13 protein-coding genes and 1 tRNA gene are annotated in these 18,560 nt (G+C 62.9%); 6 read left to right on the top strand and 8 right to left on the bottom strand.

What is annotated here, in order from left to right:
* Nucleotides 1-176: 176 nt before the first annotated feature.
* The 4 genes from ligD to RT131_RS15425 all read right to left on the bottom strand — a co-directional run bounded on the left by ligD (nucleotide 177) and on the right by RT131_RS15425 (nucleotide 4,485).
* Complete coding sequence (ligD, locus tag RT131_RS15440) at nucleotides 177-2,723, bottom strand: DNA ligase D (RefSeq protein ID WP_313173673.1); 2,547 nt, start codon at nucleotides 2,721-2,723, stop codon at nucleotides 177-179.
* Between the two features lie 9 nt (nucleotides 2,724-2,732).
* Entirely contained in the window at nucleotides 2,733-2,909 is a 177-nt protein-coding gene (locus tag RT131_RS15435) for a DUF3606 domain-containing protein (RefSeq protein WP_312366889.1), read from the bottom strand.
* Between the two features lie 26 nt (nucleotides 2,910-2,935).
* Nucleotides 2,936-3,841 (bottom strand): Ku protein, encoded by a 906-nt coding sequence (locus RT131_RS15430; protein WP_313173672.1) that lies wholly within the window; start codon nucleotides 3,839-3,841, stop codon nucleotides 2,936-2,938.
* A gap of 377 nt (nucleotides 3,842-4,218) precedes the next feature.
* Nucleotides 4,219-4,485, bottom strand: a complete 267-nt coding sequence (locus tag RT131_RS15425) for a hypothetical protein (RefSeq protein ID WP_313173671.1) — start codon at nucleotides 4,483-4,485, stop codon at nucleotides 4,219-4,221.
* 222 nt (nucleotides 4,486-4,707) lie between these two features.
* Here RT131_RS15425 and RT131_RS15420 point away from each other — a divergent pair, with 222 nt between their 5' ends.
* A complete protein-coding gene (locus tag RT131_RS15420) occupies nucleotides 4,708-5,637 on the top strand; it encodes an NAD(P)/FAD-dependent oxidoreductase (RefSeq protein WP_313173696.1) in 930 nt (309 codons plus the stop codon).
* Between the two features lie 434 nt (nucleotides 5,638-6,071).
* Here RT131_RS15420 and RT131_RS15415 read toward each other — a convergent pair whose 3' ends face one another.
* On the bottom strand, nucleotides 6,072-7,256 hold the full coding sequence (locus RT131_RS15415; protein WP_303747751.1) for an integrase arm-type DNA-binding domain-containing protein: 1,185 nt from the start codon (nucleotides 7,254-7,256) through the stop codon (nucleotides 6,072-6,074).
* A 180-nt stretch (nucleotides 7,257-7,436) separates the two neighbouring features.
* Nucleotides 7,437-7,512 (bottom strand) — tRNA-Ile (locus RT131_RS15410).
* Between the two features lie 900 nt (nucleotides 7,513-8,412).
* On the opposite strand from RT131_RS15410, the gene RT131_RS15405 reads away from it, so the two are divergent.
* Nucleotides 8,413-11,385: a TonB-dependent receptor gene (locus tag RT131_RS15405; protein ID WP_313173670.1), complete on the top strand. Its 2,973-nt coding sequence runs from the start codon at nucleotides 8,413-8,415 to the stop codon at nucleotides 11,383-11,385.
* Nucleotides 11,386-11,731: 346 nt separating this feature from the next.
* Here the strand turns inward: RT131_RS15405 and rpoD are convergent, their stop codons facing one another.
* Both rpoD and dtd read right to left on the bottom strand, forming a co-directional pair.
* Nucleotides 11,732-13,579 (bottom strand): RNA polymerase sigma factor RpoD, encoded by a 1,848-nt coding sequence (gene rpoD / locus RT131_RS15400; RefSeq protein ID WP_313173669.1) that lies wholly within the window; start codon nucleotides 13,577-13,579, stop codon nucleotides 11,732-11,734.
* Nucleotides 13,580-13,672: 93 nt separating this feature from the next.
* Complete coding sequence (gene dtd / locus RT131_RS15395; RefSeq protein ID WP_282268068.1) at nucleotides 13,673-14,113, bottom strand: D-aminoacyl-tRNA deacylase; 441 nt, start codon at nucleotides 14,111-14,113, stop codon at nucleotides 13,673-13,675.
* 62 nt (nucleotides 14,114-14,175) lie between these two features.
* Here dtd and RT131_RS15390 point away from each other — a divergent pair, with 62 nt between their 5' ends.
* The 4 genes from RT131_RS15390 (at nucleotide 14,176) to RT131_RS15375 (ending at nucleotide 18,517) form a co-directional block, all read left to right on the top strand.
* Nucleotides 14,176-15,096 carry a lauroyl acyltransferase gene (locus RT131_RS15390; RefSeq protein ID WP_313173668.1) on the top strand — a complete coding sequence of 307 codons (921 nt, stop codon included), beginning with the start codon at nucleotides 14,176-14,178 and terminating at the stop codon, nucleotides 15,094-15,096.
* Nucleotides 15,097-15,170: 74 nt separating this feature from the next.
* Nucleotides 15,171-16,292 (top strand): GTP cyclohydrolase II RibA, encoded by a 1,122-nt coding sequence (gene ribA, locus RT131_RS15385; protein ID WP_313173667.1) that lies wholly within the window; start codon nucleotides 15,171-15,173, stop codon nucleotides 16,290-16,292.
* Nucleotides 16,293-16,496: 204 nt separating this feature from the next.
* Entirely contained in the window at nucleotides 16,497-17,006 is a 510-nt protein-coding gene (locus tag RT131_RS15380) for a PH domain-containing protein (protein ID WP_313173666.1), read from the top strand.
* Between the two features lie 5 nt (nucleotides 17,007-17,011).
* Nucleotides 17,012-18,517: a PH domain-containing protein gene (locus RT131_RS15375; protein WP_313173695.1), complete on the top strand. Its 1,506-nt coding sequence runs from the start codon at nucleotides 17,012-17,014 to the stop codon at nucleotides 18,515-18,517.
* Nucleotides 18,518-18,560 lie beyond the last annotated feature (43 nt).

Raw genomic sequence — 18,560 nt, 5'->3', positions numbered from 1 at the left:
ACGAATGGCGGCTTGCCGTGAAGGACCGCGGCCCAGGCATCGGCACCTGGGTCTTGGTGATCTCGTCCGCACCGGGCGACTCGACACCTGACTCCGTCTCGTCGCCTCTACAACGACCACCAAGCAGACGACCATGGATGTAATTGCCCAATGAGAGGTCTTCGCCAGAGGCGCTCTTACTCACCCTGCGCCCAACGCGCCAGGTTCTGCTTCACCCTGTCGATCCCGTCCCACGGATCCTTCCTGCGACGCTTCAACTTGGCCGGCACGTCCTTGATCGTGAAGGCATTGGCCTTAGTGAGCTTGGAGAGCTCGCTCCAAGCCAAGGGCATCGCCACAGGCGCCCCGGCACGCCCACGCATGGAATAAGAGGCCACTGCGGTGGCGCCGCGTCCATTGCGCAGGTAGTCCACGAAGATTCGCTTGTTACGCTTGCTCTTGGTGGCGGTGGACAGGAAGCGCTCCGGCTCCGAACGGGCGAGCGCGTCGGCGAACCCGTGGGCGAAGCGCTTGGTCAGGTCCCAGTCGCAGCCGGGATTCAACGGCACCACCACGTGGAGCCCCTTACCTCCCGACACGCGCAGGAACGATTCCAGCTCCAATTGCTCCAGCAACTTGCGGATGTCCTTGGCCGCCTTCGTGATCTCCGAAAAGGGGACGCCTTCGCCCGGGTCCAAGTCGAACACCACCCGGTCAGCCCTATCGGGTTCTTTGGCGTGCGAGCCCCACGGGTGGAACTCCAACGCGTTGAACTGGACCAACTCCATCAGCCCCGGCAGGTCTTCGACGACCAGGTAGTTGGCGTTGGTGCCCGATTCTTCCTTGAGCTTCACGGTGTTCACCCTCTCCAGCCCCGCGGTCAGATGTTTCTGGAAGAAGCAGGGGTGCTCAATGCCGGCGGGGCAGCGAATGATGGACAGCGGCCTCCCAGCGATTTCCGGCAGGAGGTGATCGGCCACCGCCAGGTAGTAGTCCCACACATCCCGCTTGGTGACGCGACTGTCGGGGAACAGGATCTTCGTGGGGCTGGAGAGCTTGGGAAGCTCGGTGGTTGCAGCACCCCTCTTGCCCCTCTTGGTGACTTTCTTGCGGGACTTGGCCAAGCTTGCCGCTCTAGACGGATTCTTAGCACGGTCGCTGTCGGCCAGATCTTTCACATCCTTGTCCTCGCGTATGGTCTTGAGCGAGGGCTGACGCAGTAGGTCCTGCCGTCCCATGCCGCGGAAGAACACCTCCACCACGAAGCGCGGAGGGAACCAAGTGGCAGTGCGCAGATCGGTGTCCGTCGTGCCCACATGAGCCGTGGGTTTCTTGCCACCACCCTTGGTCAGCTTCTTGGTGAGCTCGCGCATCAACTGGTCGTTGAATCCGGTACCCACCCGACCCACGTAGCGCCAGCCGCACTCAGGGTCCGGCTTGGCCAGCAGCAGCGATCCAAACCCGGTGCGGCTGCCTTTCGGCTGCGTGTATCCCACGACGGCGAACTCATCGCTGGCCAGTTGCTTAGTCTTGCGCCAGTCCTCGCTGCGCCCACCTTGGTAGGGCTGATCGCCACGCTTGGAGATAATCCCTTCAAAGTGCTGTTTGCCGGCGAGCTCGAAGGCCGCTTGCCCGTCGCCGTTGATGTGGGAGCTGAAGGCCAAGTGGGCGGGCGCGTCTTCCAAGAGCTCCTGCAGCAGCGCTTTGCGCTCCAAGAGGGGCGCATCCGACACGTCCACACCATTGAGGTGGAGGATGTCGAACAACGCGTAAGACAGCTTGCCCAAGTGTTCGCCGGACAACGTGGATTGGAGCAGGTTGAAGTCCCGCTTCGTGCCGGTGCCGGCGATGAGTTCACCGTCCAGCGCACCGGACTCCAGGCCCAGCGCCTCCACCGCGTCGCGGATGTCGGGGATCTTGTCCGTCCACTCCAGTGCGTTGCGTGACCACAGCCTGACCTCGCCCTTCGCGATGGTGGCCAGGATCCGGTAGCCGTCCCATTTCAGTTCGTGGATCCACTGCTCGCCTTGCGGAGGGCTTTCCCCAAGTTTGGCGAGCTGGGGTTCGAACGGTCCGGTCGGCGCTGCGGTCTTCTTGGCTTTGGGCAGGGCAGCTGCCTTCTTCGCCCAGTCCTTCTTGCGTCCCTTCTTCACAGGGACAGCGGTGAGCTTCTTCTTGTTCGTCTTGCCCGAGCCCGCCCGCTTGAGGTCCTCGGCCGGGGCCTTGGTCACGTCGGCGAGCAGATCGTCGGCTTCCAGCTTGCCGGCGTAGTCGTCCTTGTCCTTGAAAAGCAACCACTGGGGTTGCTTGGCCAGTTTGCCCGAGCGCACCAGGTGCCAGCCGCCCTTGAGCTTCGTGCCGAACAGCTCGAATCGCAGGTGGCCTTTGGCCAACTGCTCCTCTGGATCGCCGTCGGTTGCCCACACGCCGTGATCGAACTGGGCCACATGCCCGCCGCCGTATTGGCCCTTGGGGATCTCGCCCTCGAAGGTGGCGTAGTCCACGGGGTGGTCTTCCACCTCCACCGCCATACGCTTCACGCTGGGGTCGTAGCTGGGGCCCTTGGGGACCGCCCAGCTCTTGAGGGCGTCGCCCACTTGCAGCCGGAAGTCGTAGTGCCGCCGGCTGGCGTGGTGGAGCTGGACCACGAAGATGGCCCGCCGCCCTTTCGGGACCGCCTTGCCCGGTTCCGGTTCGCGCGTCTTGTCGAAGCTGCGCTTGCGGCGGTAGTCCGTCAGGCTCATGGTGCGGCGTTACTTGCCCAACCGCTCGCGCACGGCCCTGGACGTGTCGCCCACAGCGTTCACGACGTCTCGCAGCTCCTGCTCCGACACGCCAAGTTCCTTCGTCCAGTATTGGACCTCGTAGTCTTCGCTGAGGTTGATGCGATCTCGGTCGGGCGAACCGGTCTTGCTCTTGTCGTCGGACATGTGCAGTGCTCCTTTTCTGGGTTGACTCAAGAGGCCTTTCGGGCTGTGGATTTCTTCGCAGCCTTGCTGGCTTTCTTTGCGGGGGCCTTCGCTGCCTTGGCTGGCGCCTTCTTCGCCGCCCCCTTGGCCGGCGTGCGTTTCTTCGTGTCCAGGCTTTGCTGGAGCAGCGACATGAAGTCCACCACGTTGGTGGCGGCGTCCTCGCGTGGCACGGGCTCTTCGAACTTGGTGGTGGCGCCGGCCAACTTGATGCGTTTCTTGATGATGTCGGACAGGCGCGCGCGGAACTCGTCGTGGTAGTCGGCCGGGTTCCACTCGGAGGTCATGGAGTCGATGAGCTGCTCAGCCATCTCCAGTTCCTTCGGCGCGAGGCGGTAGTCCGCCGGCTTGCCCTCGGGAAGCTTGTATTCATCGAATTCGACGAGCTCTTGCGGGTAGCGCAGCAGAATCAGCACCAGCGCGTCACCGTCGGGCATGACTGCGCACATATACTCCCGCGTGCGAATGACGACCCGGGCGATGCCGACCTTCCCCGACTTCTTCAAGGTCTCGCGCAGCAGCACGTAGCCTTTCTCGGCTTTTTTTCCGGGAACAAGAACATAGGGCTTCTCGAAATAACGAAGATTGATGCTGGAGGCATCCACGAACGTTTCTACATCCACTGATTCATGGGATTCGGGCGCGGCGGCGGCGATATCCTCTTTCTCGATGACGACGTAGTTGCCCTTGTCATACTCGAAGGCCTTGACGATGTCCTTCCACGGCACCTCCTCACCGGTATCGGCATTCACCCGCTCGAACCGGATGGGCTTCTTGTCCCGTGAATCGAGCATGCGAAAGCTCAGGTCCGTTCGGCGCTCTCCGGACATAAGGGACACGGGGATGTTGAGCAGACCGAACGACAGCGATCCGGTCCAGATCGGGCGGGCCATTACAGGCTCCAGCGGATGCGAATTTTTCTTATAGCGCCGCGGGTGTGAAATCGATGTCACACCACATGGCTTAGGGCACTGAAGGTGACCGCGCTCGGCGCCACCCTTGGTTGACCCAGCCGAGGTCATAGTCTCCACCGAACTGCAGGACCGCGGCTTTCGGGTCAAGCTCCGAGTAACGGGCCAACTGGCCACGGAGGACAACGCGGCCGGCACTCAAAATGGCTCTTCCTCGGCCAAATGGCCGCATCCGTGGGCTTCATTCTCTACAGCTGGTTGCTGCACAATTGGGCGTTCATCACCACCAACAGTCTCATCCTGCTCACCGCCTTGGTAGGCCAGTGGGTTATGTGGCGCAAGCGAAATTCCAGAGACGATTAGCGCTGTGTCGCTGAGGCCACGTGGTGTGCGTCCAACCATGCCCATGCCCGCTTAACGATTTCGTGCACGTCGGACCACAGGCGGGTGGAGTTGCCGCCCAACTCGTCCCAGAGCACCTCCATGTCTGATTCGTGCTGAGGCAGCGCGTAGCTGCCTGCGGTCACCAAGGCCAAGGCGTAAGCAGGGCACACGTCCGACCAATCCAATTCCGACTGTGAATCGCGATGGGCGAACTCGTCGAACCCAGCCGGAACCGGAGTCATGTCTGGGTACGGCAGGCACTCGCCTACGCCACCCGACCGGTTGAGAAGGGCCACCAGCCGGTGGAAGTGGTCAGAATCGAAATGTCCCATAAGCACTCCTAGTCGGTGGCTCGCACTCCGGCCTGCCTTGCCTAATGACGACACGGATTCCGTGATGGCGGCGTCAGTGCGCAGAGCCAACGTTCGTGGCAACCTTTGTTGACATTCCTCTTCAACCAACCCATGGACTTGGATTGCATCATCGTCGGAGGCGGCCCAGCGGGCTTGACGGCCGCCACCTATCTTCGGCGCCTGCACCGGCGCGTCGTCGTGTTCGACGACCGCCGAAGCCGGGCACGTTGGATCCCAGAGAGCCACAACTGCCCTGGCTTCCCACTGGGCGTCTCGGGGACTGAACTCCTCCAACGCCTACGGGACCAAGCGGCCAACTACGGAGCTACCTTCCACCCCACTCGGGTCACATCCTTGCACCAGGTCAATGGAGGATGGGAAGCTGAATCGGACGACGGGCGGTTCGCGGCACCCGTTGTGCTGTTGGCCACGGGCGTGGTCGATCGGCTCCCGGAGCTCACGTCTGGGGACGCGGAAGAAGCCTTGAGGAGCGGCCTGCTGCGCTCGTGCGCGCTGTGCGACGGCTTCGAGGCTACTGATCGCCGCCTAGCCGTGGTGGGGCCACTCATCAGGGCAATTGCCCACGCCCGTTACATGCGTACGTTCTCCGGCGACGTCAGCGTCGTCCCGATTCCAGACCAAGGCGACAGCAACTCCCAGACCGAAACCGAGGGCCTGCTCGTTCTTCCCACCCTTCGGTCCTTGGCTTGCCGGGATGAAGGGTGGGACCTTATCGACGCCAACGGAGACACGCACCGCTTCGATTTCGTTTACGCGGCCATGGGAGCCCCCGCGCGCGGGGAGTTGGCGCGGCAAGCAGGGGTCGAGTTTAACGACGAAGGTGCCGTGCTGACCAATGAGCACATGGAAACCTCTCGCGCAGGCCTTTACGCCATTGGAGACGTGGTCACCGACCTTAACCAGATTGCTGTAGCGTTCGGCCATGCCGCCATTGCTGCCAGTGCAATCCATCGCGCTTTGCCGCCGGCTCCCCGCCCTTCCTACAAAGCGGACGACAGCCCGCGCGTCGCCGAGGATTGACAGTCCCCCCCCGCCCGGCGCGATAGATCTCCCGCCGCGCAGGAGCTTACCCCCGGTGATTTGCCTGCTTAGTTCTGGCAACAGGCCCAAATCGATCTGACCTAGAGAAGCCAGGAATGCTGTTCCTGTTCTTCCTGAAACTAAGCATGCCCAAACTCCAACGCCTAGCGCTTTAAAAAGGCCGCGGCAACGAACCCTTCGGCGTGGGACGGTAGACGTGCCCAGCAACGTAGGCGTAGCGGTCGGCGAATTGTTTGGCGGCGCGGACCTGGAAGGGTTTGAGCAATCTACATCCGTGCCACCTTCGTTGTTGTATGCGTCGCTCGTGCGTCCGAGCCGATGCGCACCAACACTTTGTCGGGAACTAGGGCGTGGAGAGGGACCGTGTTTGAGCAGTTGGGAGCGCCGCTGTAAATGAGACAGACCGAGGTCCACTAGTCAGTTTTCTGACCTCGCAGATTATCCAGATAGTCAGCCCATCCCTGCATCATCTTCCTACGCTCTTTTAGGTGCGTCGTACGATTGTACGCTCGGCCAAGAGGGTCTCGAACCGCATGGGCGAGCTGATGCTCGATGAAGTCTGGCCTAAACCCAAGAACCTCGTCTAACAACGTTCGAGCCATGGCTCGGAAACCGTGAGCAGTCATCATCGTGCCGTCGAAGCCCAGATTTCGCAGGGCAGCATTGATCGTGTTCTCGCTGATCGACTTCGAAATACTCCGGACACTGGGAAGCACGTACTCACTGCGCCTCGAGTACGGGCGGACCTCCTCCAGAACTTCGATGGCCTGACGTGCCAGAGGGACGATGTGCGCCGTATGGGTCTTACTGGTGGTGTAGCGCCACTCAGCAGCTTGCAGATCGATGTCTGACCAACGCGCTGCTCGGAGCTCCCCGGGGCGAACAAACAGGAGCGCAGATAGCTTCAAGGCCGCAGAAACAATAGGGGATCCCTGGTAGCCATAAATGGCTATGAGCAACTTGGCGACCTCTTCAGGCTCGGTCAGGCTCGAGAAATGCGTCGTCTTCGCTGGAGACAAAGCACCCACAAGGCTAAGCGCAGGGTTGTTCTCAGCGCGCCCCGTAGCAATGGCGTAGCGGAAAACAAGGCCTGCGGCAGCCCTGGTGCGGTGCGCCGTCTCCACCGCTCCGCGCGTTTCAATCTTCCTGAGTGCCTTCAACAGCATCGGCGCAGTGATACTGCGGATCGGCAACTCAGCGATGCCTCCGAGATCTCTCTCAAGCATCCGACGCTCGCGAACAACCGAACCAGGACTGAGCGTCTTCGCACGTTGAAGCATCAACTCTTCGGCGAGGCTACCGAACGTGTTGCCTGCTTCTTCTTGCTTAGCAGCACGCTCCACTTTCGCCACCAGACTCGGATCCACACCTTTTTTTACCAATGTTCGGGCGCGATCACGCTCAGCGCGCGCCTCCGCCAGAGAGACAAGCGGATACTCCCCGATAGTCAGCATGTTGGCCTTGTCGCCAAATCGGTAGCGGTAGCGCCAGATCTTGGCGCCCGTCGTCCGCACTTCGATGCAAAGCCCATTGGCATCTGCGAGTCGAAAAACCTTGTTCTGAGGCCTGAGACTACGGAGCTTGGTGTCAGTCAGCATGTGTGTGAGTAACGCAATTGTGAGTAACGGAGGCCAGCCCCGCAATCTTACTCACACCGTTACTCACAATCCAATCGGATGCCGCCGGACGACATCGAACTAGATCGGACGAAAAACCCCTATAAAACCCTATATTTCAGTCACTTTCCGGGCTTCACTGGACTTCGCCGGACTATGAAATGGTGGGCCCACCAGGATTCGAACCTGGAACCAAAGGATTATGAGTCCTCTGCTCTAACCGTTGAGCTATAGGCCCTGCAGGACTTTCAAGTCGACTATTCGAGGGCCGGTGCTGTTCCGTGCAACCCTGTTGCTGATGTGCCCGCCTTGGTAGGCATCCATCACGTCGTGCATTGAAGCGGCGTGAGTGTACCGTTCCCCCATTGGTCTTGTCTTCCATCCACCATCATTTCGAGGCAGGTCTGGGTGCGGCAAACGATGTTCACCGGTACAGCGGACATGTCATGCATCCCGCAATGACTGTTCACACCCGATCCATCTTCGGAATCGCCTCAAAGCGCTGAGAGCGAGATCCGTCGGACATCAATGCGGCTGATGTTCTGACGCCGTCGCGCCGAGGACGGATGTCGTTGAACCAGGAGCACCAGCTGGACGGAACCGCTTGGCCACAACGGTGGCTGCCCATCCCCCGCTGTCGCCGAGCTGCCGGAATCATTGCGCGATCGGCTCACATGGCATGTGCTCTCGGCATCCCCCGGTGCCCCCGGGGGCACGCCGCCCCGGCAAGCGTCATTCAACGCCAGCGTATCCCGACGCGTCGGGACTCAACGCATCACGGTAGTCCTTCGCCTGTTCGCCAGAAGACGCGGCGAGGCACGCTCGTCGGGACAGAAGCCAGTCCCGACAGCGCACTTCGGGACAGGAAAAGACATCGCTACCTCAATTTCCCGACACAGACTTGCCAGAATCTGGCGATTAAGCATGCATTAAGTTTCAATTTGTGACCAATATCGCATTAATTACCCGTGCAACCCGGCGAAGTTTCCTGAATGCTGCCTTAAGATCGACCCGGCATGACTTTCGTCATGCCCGCGCAGGGTCATCCACAGGCCCTCCATTTCTCCGGGGAGTAAAATTCTTGAAACGAAATCACTTGCATCAGTTCCGGCATAAAGCACTCAGTGTTGCACTCGGCATGTGTTTCGTCGGGGCCGCCTGGGCCGACACCGGCGGGTTGCGCATCGCCATCAATGACGGCAGCGGACAGCCACTGGCCGGCGCCACGGTGAAGGTCAGCTCCCCTGACAGCCTGGTATCCAAAACCGGCGTCACCGATGCCGCTGGTCGCGTCCGCCTCAGCGGCCTGGACCCGGCAACCAATTACACGATCCAGATCGAAGCACCGGGCTATAGCGACTTCACCGCGGCCAATGTCGCCGTCGTAAGTGGCAAGGAGCTGAACCTGGGTTACAAGTTGAACAATGCAGCGACCGCCTCCTCCGGCGACGCCACCACACTGAACACAGTGACGGTCACCGGCGCGGCCCTGGCGGCCATCGACACCACCTCCGCAACCGTCAGCAGCGTGCTGACGCTGGAGCAGGTGGAATCACTGCCGACCGGTCGCAGCTACCAGAGCTACCTGCAGTTGGTCCCGGGCGTGAAGCCCAGTGCCACCGGCAACCCCTCTTCCAAGTCCGGCGTCAACTACTCGGACATCGGCGGTGCTACCGGCAGCTCCACCGACAACGTCTACATGCTCGACGGCGTGGACGTCACCGACCCGTCGACCGGTACTTTCGGCGCCAACTTCAATTCCGAAATCATCCAGGAACAGCAGGTCATCACCGGCGGTGTCCCAGCCGAATATGCCGGCGGTTCCGGCCTGGTGGCCAGGGTCGTCACCAAGTCGGGCTCCAACGACTGGCACGGCTCGTTGAACTATTACTTCCAGAACGACAGCCTCGTCGCCGACAACAAGCACAACACCGCGTCGGGCTTCTCGACCTATGACACCGCCTTCACCCTGGGCGGCCCGATCCTGCAGGACAAGCTCTGGTTCTTCACCTCCTACCAGAAGAAGTACCGCGAGACCGATGTGGTCAACGCGCAGACCGGCGACTACATGCGCACCGTGAAGAGCGACGCGGAATACGGCTTCTTCAAGGCCACCTGGCAGATCACCGAGAACGATCGCCTGACCGGCACCTTCTTCAACGATCCGACCGACATCACCGGCACCACCGCCTCCAGCACCCTGAACAACCGCGACTACTCGCGCAAGCAGGGCGGCGACAACTACAAGCTCGAGTACAGCCATGACTGGGACAACCTCCGACTGACCGCCTATGGCTTCCGCCATGAAGGCGAACTGTCGGACTCGGCGGCCGATCCCTCGGCAACCAACACCATCGCTTTCCGCTCCTCGGCGCAGGCGTCGTTGGCACAGCGCAACCTGGGTGGCCTCGGCTTCGATGTCATCACCGAGCGCAACCGCGATGAGTTCGGTGCCAGCGTCGAATATTGGCTGGACACCGCCTATGGCTCGCACAGCTTCAAGCTGGGCCTTACCAGCACCGAGAACGAATACTTCGAAGACACCGTCTATACCGGTGACAAGGCGCGCTATACCTCCATCGACAACCAGTACAGCGGGCTGACGCTGGACCAGGCGGTCAACAATGCCACCGGCAATGCCTGGACCACGCGCCCCATCGCCGCAACGGACTATGGCCGCATCATCAACGGCATCAATGACAGCAGCAACAAGGCGTATTTTCTCGGGCTGCTAGATACCAATGGCGACGGCGCGGTGTCCACGGCGGAACTGGGCGCGTACAAGCTCACCAGCACCGCGGGCAATCCCGGTGGCTTCCTCAACAACTACCGCATCGCCGAAACCCAGACCGCCCCTTACACGGTCAAATCCAAGGGCAAGACGTTTTACCTGCAGGACACGTGGACGCTGAACCAGTGGACCGTCAATGCCGGCGTGCGTGCCGAGCAGTGGAAGCACTACGACTCCAAGCGCGGCGAATCGGCCAAGTTCGATTGGGAGTTCGCGCCGCGCCTGAGCGTGGTGTATGACCTGTTTGGCGATGGACGCAGCAAGGTCTGGGGCTTCTATGGCCGTTACTACGATCCGATCCGCAACAACATGTCCGATTTCGCCGGCAACCTGACCGGCCCCAGCTACGCCGAGCAGATCTTCCTGGGCGACCAGTGGCTGACCTTCCGCACACGCGGCGGTGAGAAGGAACCCGATGCACTGTTCTCGCCTTCCACCAAGACGCCGTATACCGACGAAATGATGCTGGGCTTCTCGACCACGTTCCGCGACGACTTGAGCCTGACCGTCACCGCCACCAAGCGCGTCACCCGCGACATCCTCGAGGACTACGATCTGGCGTTGTACTCCGACGCCTCGCTCGACCCCTCCGATCCGATCGGCAACTACGGACTGGCCGCACCCGGCTCGTTCTACTACCTGCCGCTTTCCTATTTCGGCTATGACAGTGCGCCGAATTCGAACTACGTGATCGGCACGCTGGCCGGCGGCAAGCGCGAGTACATGGGCTACGAAATCACCCTGCAGAAGTTCAGGAAGGACAACTGGCAGGGCTCGGTGTCGTATACCTACAACGATGCCAAGGGCAACACCAACTCCGACAGCAACGCCGACTACCAGGGCGACTGGATCGCGCTGGATCCGCGTGCCCCGAACATGTGGGGTCCGCAGGCCGGCAACATCAAGCACCAGTTCAAGGCATGGGCTTCCTACGCCTGGGACAACGGCCTGGAAGTCAGCGGCGTGTTCAACTGGAACAGTGGCGAGCTCTATACCACCGCACAGTTGGTGAGCTCACGCTACCTGCCGGTCATGGGCGAGGAATACATCGATCGCGGCGTCTATGACACCTGGGTGCTGCCGGGCTCGGTCGGCGCCAATGAAGGTCCCTCGAACTACACCCTGGACGTACGCGCCAAGTACAACTGGGCGTTGCCGTTCGGAAAGCTGGAGTTCTTCCTGGACATCTTCAACATCCTCGACAAGCAGTCGGCAACGGCGGCCTCCGGCTTGGTCTCCGGCGGTACCTATGGCTTCGGTGAGGCCTCCGCCTGGAACGAGCCACGCCGCTTCTACGTGGGTGCGCGCTACTCGTTCTGATCCGCAACCCGTTCCGGTCAGCGTCGGCATTATGGTGCCGGCGCTGTTCGGGACGCTGTCTCGACAGGAGAGCGGCCAAATGGCCGCTCTCCTGTTTTCTGCATGGCCCGCCTGCCGGTTCGGTCGCGGCCACGGGCCACCCCCGCCGGCCGCTGCGCACCGGCGTGCAACGCGCTGCGCCGCCCGGACGCGGGTGCGATGACACCTGCATCACCGGAGCCACCGCTTCCGTATGCCGTATCCCGTATCCCGTATCCCGTATCCCGTATCCCGTATCCCGGGCGCATGCGGCACAACAAAAAACCCCGCCGAAGCGGGGTTTTTCGTTGCCATCCAGCGATATCGATTACTCGATGTCGAGGAAGCTGCGCAGCTGTTCCGAACGGCTCGGGTGACGCAGCTTGCGCAGCGCCTTGGCCTCGATCTGGCGGATGCGCTCGCGGGTCACGTCGAACTGCTTGCCCACTTCTTCCAGCGTGTGATCGGTGTTCATGTCGATACCGAAGCGCATGCGCAGCACCTTGGCTTCCCTCGGGGTGAGGCCAGCCAGCACGTCACGCACGGTTTCGGACAAGTTGATGTTGGTGGTGTTCTCGATCGGGGACTCCACGTTGGTGTCCTCGATGAAGTCGCCCAGATGCGAATCCTCGTCGTCGCCGATCGGGGTTTCCATCGAGATCGGCTCCTTGGCGATCTTCATCACCTTGCGGATCTTGTCTTCCGGCATGTCCATTTCCTTGGCCAGTTCCTCCGGCGTGGCCTCGCGGCCGTACTGCTGGAGCATCTGGCGGGAAATGCGGTTCAACTTGTTGATCGTCTCGATCATGTGCACCGGGATACGGATGGTGCGGGCCTGGTCGGCGATCGAACGGGTGATCGCCTGGCGGATCCACCAGGTGGCATAGGTCGAGAACTTGTAACCGCGACGGTATTCGAACTTGTCGACGGCCTTCATCAGGCCGATGTTGCCCTCCTGGATCAGGTCCAGGAACTGCAGGCCGCGGTTGGTGTACTTCTTGGCAATGGAGATGACCAGACGCAGGTTGGCCTCGACCATTTCCTTCTTGGCCTTGCGCGCCTTGGCTTCGCCGTAGGCCATGACGCGGCTGATTTCCTTCAGCTCGTCCAGGCTCAGCTGGGTGTCCTTCTCAAGGTCGATGGTGGCCTGCTGTTCGGCAACGATCTGGTCCTTGACGTCACGCAGCGCCGACGACCACTTCTGCTTACGCTTGATGGCGTCTTCCACCCACTCCAGGTTCGTCTGGTTGCCTTCCCACGAACGGATGAAATCCTTACGCGGCATGCGGGCGGTGATGGTGGCCAGGTGCAGCACGCGGCGCTCCTGCGACTTGACCTGGGCCATGGTGTCGCGCAGCAGGCGCACCAGCACGTCGGTCAGCGGCAGCGGCAGCTTCAGGGTCACGAAGGTGGCCGAGATCTCCTCGCGCAGCTTGGCCTGGGCCTTTACATCGCCCTTGGCATGGGCCTTCTTGAACTTGGCCATGTCGGCGGCCAGCTGCTCCATGCGGGCAGCCACTTCCACCGGATCCGGACCGGTCGGGCCGGCTTCTTCCTCGACGTCGTCGCCGTCGTCGTCTTCATCGCCGTCGGCATCGGCGTCTTCGCTGGTGTCTTCGGCAACAGCTGGTGCCGGCGCTTCCTCGACCAGGTCGTTGAAGCCGACGATCACTTCGGCCAGGCGCTTCTTGCCTTCCTTGTGTGCTTCGTAATCGGCCAGCACCGATTCAACGGCCAGCGGGAAGGTACCCAGGGCAGCCTGCACCTGGCCCAGGCCTTCTTCGATGCGCTTGGCGATGGCGATTTCGCCTTCGCGGGTCAGCAGCTCGACCGTACCCATTTCGCGCATGTACATGCGCACCGGGTCGGTGGTGCGGCCACCTTCGGTGTCGAGTGCGGTCAGTGCAGCAGCCGCTTCTTCAGCGGCGGTATCATCGACTTCACGGTTGCCGGTGTTGCCGTCGCTGAGCATCAGCGTGTCGGCGTCGGGGGCAACTTCGTGGACATCGATGCCCATGCCGGTGATCAGGCCGATGATGTCTTCGATCTGCTCCGGATCGACCATGTCGTCGGGCAGATGATCGTTAACTTCGGCGTAGGTCAGGTAGCCCTGTTCCAGGCCCTTGCTGATCAGAAGCTTGATGTCGTTTTGCTGGGCAGGACGTTCGTTGGCCATGTAATGCTCGCGCCACCGGCGATTGTGAAGATGGGAACCTAGCATTATACCAGCGCAGCATAGCGCTTGCCGGGGCGGTGGGTTCGCGGCGCGCTACGGTCTGAGCAGAAAGGTTACGGGCCCATCGTTGATCAGGCTGACAACCATATGGGCACCAAAGCGGCCAATTTCCACCCCTGGGCTGTGTTTTTCACGGCAGATAGCCACCAATCGGTTGAAAAGCCGTTCAGCCTCGGCCGGCGGCGCGGCGCTGGTGAAGCTCGGGCGCATGCCTGAACGGGTATCGGCGGCCAGGGTGAACTGGCTGACCAGCAGCAAGCCACCACCGGTATCGCGCAAGGAACGGTTCATCTTGCCGGCATCGTCGGCGAAAACCCGGTAACCGAGCAGCCTGTCCGCCATCCGCGACAGCATCGCCTCATCGTCGCCCGGCTCCACCCCGACCAGCGCCAACAGGCCCGGACCAATCTGCCCGACCACCGCATCATCGACGGTGACCGAGGCCTGGGTAACACGCTGGATCAGGCAAAGCATCGGCAACTCCTGCAGGGGGCCGCGCACCATAGCACCGCGCGCCAGCGGCTAAACTTGGGGGAATGAAACCGCAATCCACCGCCAAGCTCTATTACCGCCTCGCCTGCGCCCTGACTCACCTGCCCTGGTCCTGGCAGCGGACCCTGGCCGACACCGTGGCCTGGCTGTGGCGCAGCATCAATGCCCGCGAAAGCCGGGTAACCCGGCGCAACCTGGAGCTGGTCTACCCGGAACTGGACGCCGCCCAGCGCGCGCGCCTGCACCGCGAGGTATTGCGCACCACCGCCCGCCAGGCATTGGAAACCCTGTACCTGTGGACTCATGACCCGGCCCGCAACCTGTCCCGGCACCTGCGCGAACGCCACGGCGAGGCGCTTTACGACGCCGCGCTGGCGTCGGGCAAGGGCGTGATCGTCATTGCCCCGCATTACGGCAACTGGGAGCTGCTGAACCAGTGGCTGGCCTCGCGTGGCCCGATCGCCATCGTCTATGCACCGCCGGAGAACCCGGTCGGTGATGAATTCCTGCAGCTGTGCCGGGGCGGCGACAACGTGCGTCAGGTACGCGCCGAAGGCCCCGCTGTGCGGCAGTTGTTCAAGGTACTCAAGGAAGGCGGCGCCACCGGCATCCTGCCCGACCAGCAGCCCAAGAACGGCGACGGTGTGTTCGTCCCGTTCTTCGGCATCCAGGCATTGACCATGACCCTGGTCAACCGCCTGGCCGAGCGCACCGGCGCCACGCTGCTGTATGGCTGGTGCGAACGCACCGGGCCGAATCTTGACTTCGCCCTGCACATCGAGCCGGCCGAAGCCGGGATCGCCGATCCTGACCTGCCACGCGCGGTCGCCACGCTAAGCGCGGGCATCGAACGCATCGCGCGTCGCGATCCCACCCAGTACCAGTGGACCTACAAGCGTTACACGCTACGGCCACCGGGCAGCGGTGAACACGACCCCTACGCCACTGCCCGTCATCCGCACTGAACCTGCTGCTGCAACACTGCGTCACCCGTGCCGCTCGATTGATTCGACAGCCAACGGCCCCCATAAGGTTTCAAATGAACAGCCCCGTTTCCGCCAGCCCGTCCTACTTCGGCCAGACCGCCGCCATCCGCTGCGAACGCGCCGCCGCCGAACTCCGTGCGGGCCGCCCGGTGGTGATCAGCGATGGCCGGCAGCGACTGGCCAGCATTGCCTTGGACAGCAGCTCGCCGGAAGGCTACGCCGCCTTCGCCGAGGCCGCGCAAGGGCGCCATTACCTGTTCCTGAGCGCGGCGCGCGCGCAGACCCTGGGCATCAACGCCGCCAACGGCATCCACCTGCCACTGGCTGATCGCGCGTTTGCCGAGCTGCCAGCGCTGGCCTATCTGCGCGATGCAGTCGCGCCGGCCGATGCGCAAGCCAATGGCAATGCGCTGGATGCAGCGACGGTGGAAGTGGCGCGGTTGGGCTTGCTGTTGCCGGCCATGATCTCGGTGGAACTGGATGCGGCAGGCAGTCCGTTTGATGACTGCCTGCAGCTGGACACCACCGCGCTGTACGAAGGTGCTGGCCAGGCAGGCCAGGACTACGAACTGGTAACGCGCTCGCCCGTGCCGCTGCGTGACGTCGGCATGAGCGAGTTCGCCGTGTTCCGTGGCGGCGTGGCACAGCGTGACCAGGTGGCGGTGATCGTCGGCAATCCGGACATGGGCGGCATCGTGCCGGTGCGCGTGCATTCGTCCTGCCTCACCGGCGACCTGTTCGGCTCGCTCAAATGCGATTGTGGCGACCAGCTGCGGCGCGGCCTGCGCACGCTCAAGGAGCTGGGCGGCGGCATCCTGTTGTACCTGGACCAGGAAGGCCGTGGCACCGGCATCGCCGCCAAGATGCGTGCCTATGGCTACCAGCACGAAGGCCTCGACACCATCGATGCCGATGCGCAACTCGGCTTTGGCGCCGACGAACGCCGCTACGGCAGCGCCGTGGCGATGCTGCGCGCGCTGGGCGTGCAGCGCATCCAGCTGCTGACCAATAACCCGACCAAGGTGCAGCACCTGCGCAAGGCCGGCATCGAAGTCGTTGGCTGCGTGCCGGTGACCGGCGAGATCACCCACGAGAACGAGCAGTACCTGCGCACCAAGGCCTCACGTGCCGGCCACCACCTGGATGTGGATGCGCTGATCATGGCGGCGCAGTAAGCGCCTCGCTTTTCGCGGCATTTGTGGGAGCGGCGTAAGCCGCGAAGCCATTGCCGCATCCGGCGCCAGCATTGGCGCCCAACCTTGAAATATCGAACGCAGGCTTTCCTGGGCCTGCCGCGTCATCGGCTTCGCGGCTTACGCCGCTCCCAAAACCGCCATCGCACCTACCGTTGTACGGCCCCGCCGTTATATCGTCTGCGCATGACTGAACCTGCTGCCTTCGATACGCCCCCGCCGGAACACCATCAATGGCAGCCACTGCCACCGCGCGGCGCGCTGTTCGCCGCCGCGGGTGCGGCACTGAGCATGGCTTTGCTGTTCGGCGCCGCCTGCGTGGTGCTGATGCTGGCTACCGATCAATCCAACTGGCTGCTGGGCCCGCCGGCGTCCGCAGGCGTCGGCGCCCTGCTTGGCGCCTGGTTCGGCTGGCGTCGGCATCGACTCACCTTCTGGCGGCTGGATGCACAATCGCTGGGCGTGCGCCGCGGTCATATGTGGCAGAGCGAAAGCCATGTCCCGGTCTCGCGCGTGCAGCACCTGGACCTGCGCCGCGGCCCACTGGAGCGCATGGCCGGCCTGGCGACCCTGATCGTGCATACCGCCGGTACCCGCATGAACACCGTCGCCGTGGCCGGGCTGGCACACGCCGATGCCGAACGCCTGCGTGATCGCCTGGCGCGGCAGCTCGACCACGACGACGACGCGCTGTGAGCGAACTGCCGCCCCCCATCCCCAGCAACGAGCAGCGACTGCATCCGTGGTCGTGGCTGTTCGCCCTGCAACAGCAGGTGCAGCAGTTCCTGCTGCCACTGGTTGCCCTGCTGGTGTTTGGCAGTCGCCGCGACGATGACCTGCCCTACCACCACTGGATCAGCGCCGCGATCGTGGTGGCCCTGGTCGCCACGGCGGTGCTGCAATACCTGAGCTACCGCTACCGCATCGGCAATGATGCGCTGAGCATCCGCAGCGGCATCTTCGAACGCACCCGCCGCGAGATTCCGTTCGCGCGCATCCACAACGTGGTGGTGCACCAGAACCTGTTGCACCGCATGTTCGGCGTGGCCGAGCTGCGCCTGGAATCGGCTGGCGGCGACAAGCCCGAAGCGGAAATGCGCGTGCTCAAGCTGGCACAGGCGCTTGAGCTGGAACGACTGATCCGCCAGGGCGGCAGCGAAGCGGCGACTACCGACCAACGGAGCGATGCTGCCGCCGATGGCGTGCTGCTGAGCCTGGACTTGCCCGAACTGATACGGCAGGGCTTGATCTCCAATCGCGCAATGGTCGTTGTGGCGGCGGCAATCGGTGCGGCCTACCAGCTGTTCCCACGTCGTGCCACCTCCGATTTCATCGAGGAACAGGGCCGCCACGCCTTTGGCTATGCCAGCCAGCTGCAGCTGGGCACGTTGACCATGATCGCTACCGGCATCCTGCTGCTCGCATTCGCCCTGGTGTTGATGCGGCTGCTGTCGGTAGGCCTGGCGATCGTGCAGTACTACGGCTTCCGCCTCAGCGAAGCCGACCGTCGCCTCACCGTCGAACGTGGTCTTTTCACCCGCGTGCGCAGCAGCGTCGCGCGGCGTCGTATCCAGGCCTGGACCCTGCGCGAAGGCGCCTTGCATCGGTTGTTCAAGCGTCGTCAACTGCGGGTGGACATCGCCAGCGGCGGCCAACAGCAGGAACAGGACGGCCGCGCACTGAAGGAACTGGCGCCACTGGCGACCCCGGCCGTCTGCGACGGCCTGCTGCAGCACCTGCTGCCGCAAGTGCAATGGCCGCCCGGACAATGGCTGCCGGTAAGCACCCGCGGCTGGTGGCGGCTCTGCCTGCCAGCCTTGTTTCTGATGGGCGTCCTGTCGGCGCTGCTGGTGTACGAGACCCGCAGCGCATGGGGCTTGTTGCCGCTGCTGTGGCTGCCCTGGTCGGCACTGAAGGCGCATCGCCAGGTAAGCCGCATCGGCTACAACATCGACGCGCAGCGTGTGGCCATCCGCGGCGGCTGGTGGAATCGCTGGTGGCGGGTGGCCGAGCTGGACAAGCTGCAGGCATTGCGGCTGGACCGTTCCCCGTTGGACCGGCGTTTTGGTACCGCGACGCTGACGCTGGATACCGCTGGCGCGGGCGGAGCCCCGGCGTTGCAGCTGCGTTTCCTGGAGGAAGCGCAGGCGCGCACGTTGATGGCGCAGCTGGAACGGGAGATGGTGCGACGCAAGCTGCGCTGGTGAGGCTCCCCCTCTCCCGTCCCTTCGGGGCACCCTCTCCCGCAAG

Origin of the sequence: Stenotrophomonas sp., from assembly GCF_032066555.1 — a bacterium.
Classification (GTDB): domain Bacteria; phylum Pseudomonadota; class Gammaproteobacteria; order Xanthomonadales; family Xanthomonadaceae; genus Stenotrophomonas.
The sequence above is the reverse complement of the archived record's forward strand: the minus strand, read 5'-3'. Positions and strand labels throughout refer to the sequence as shown.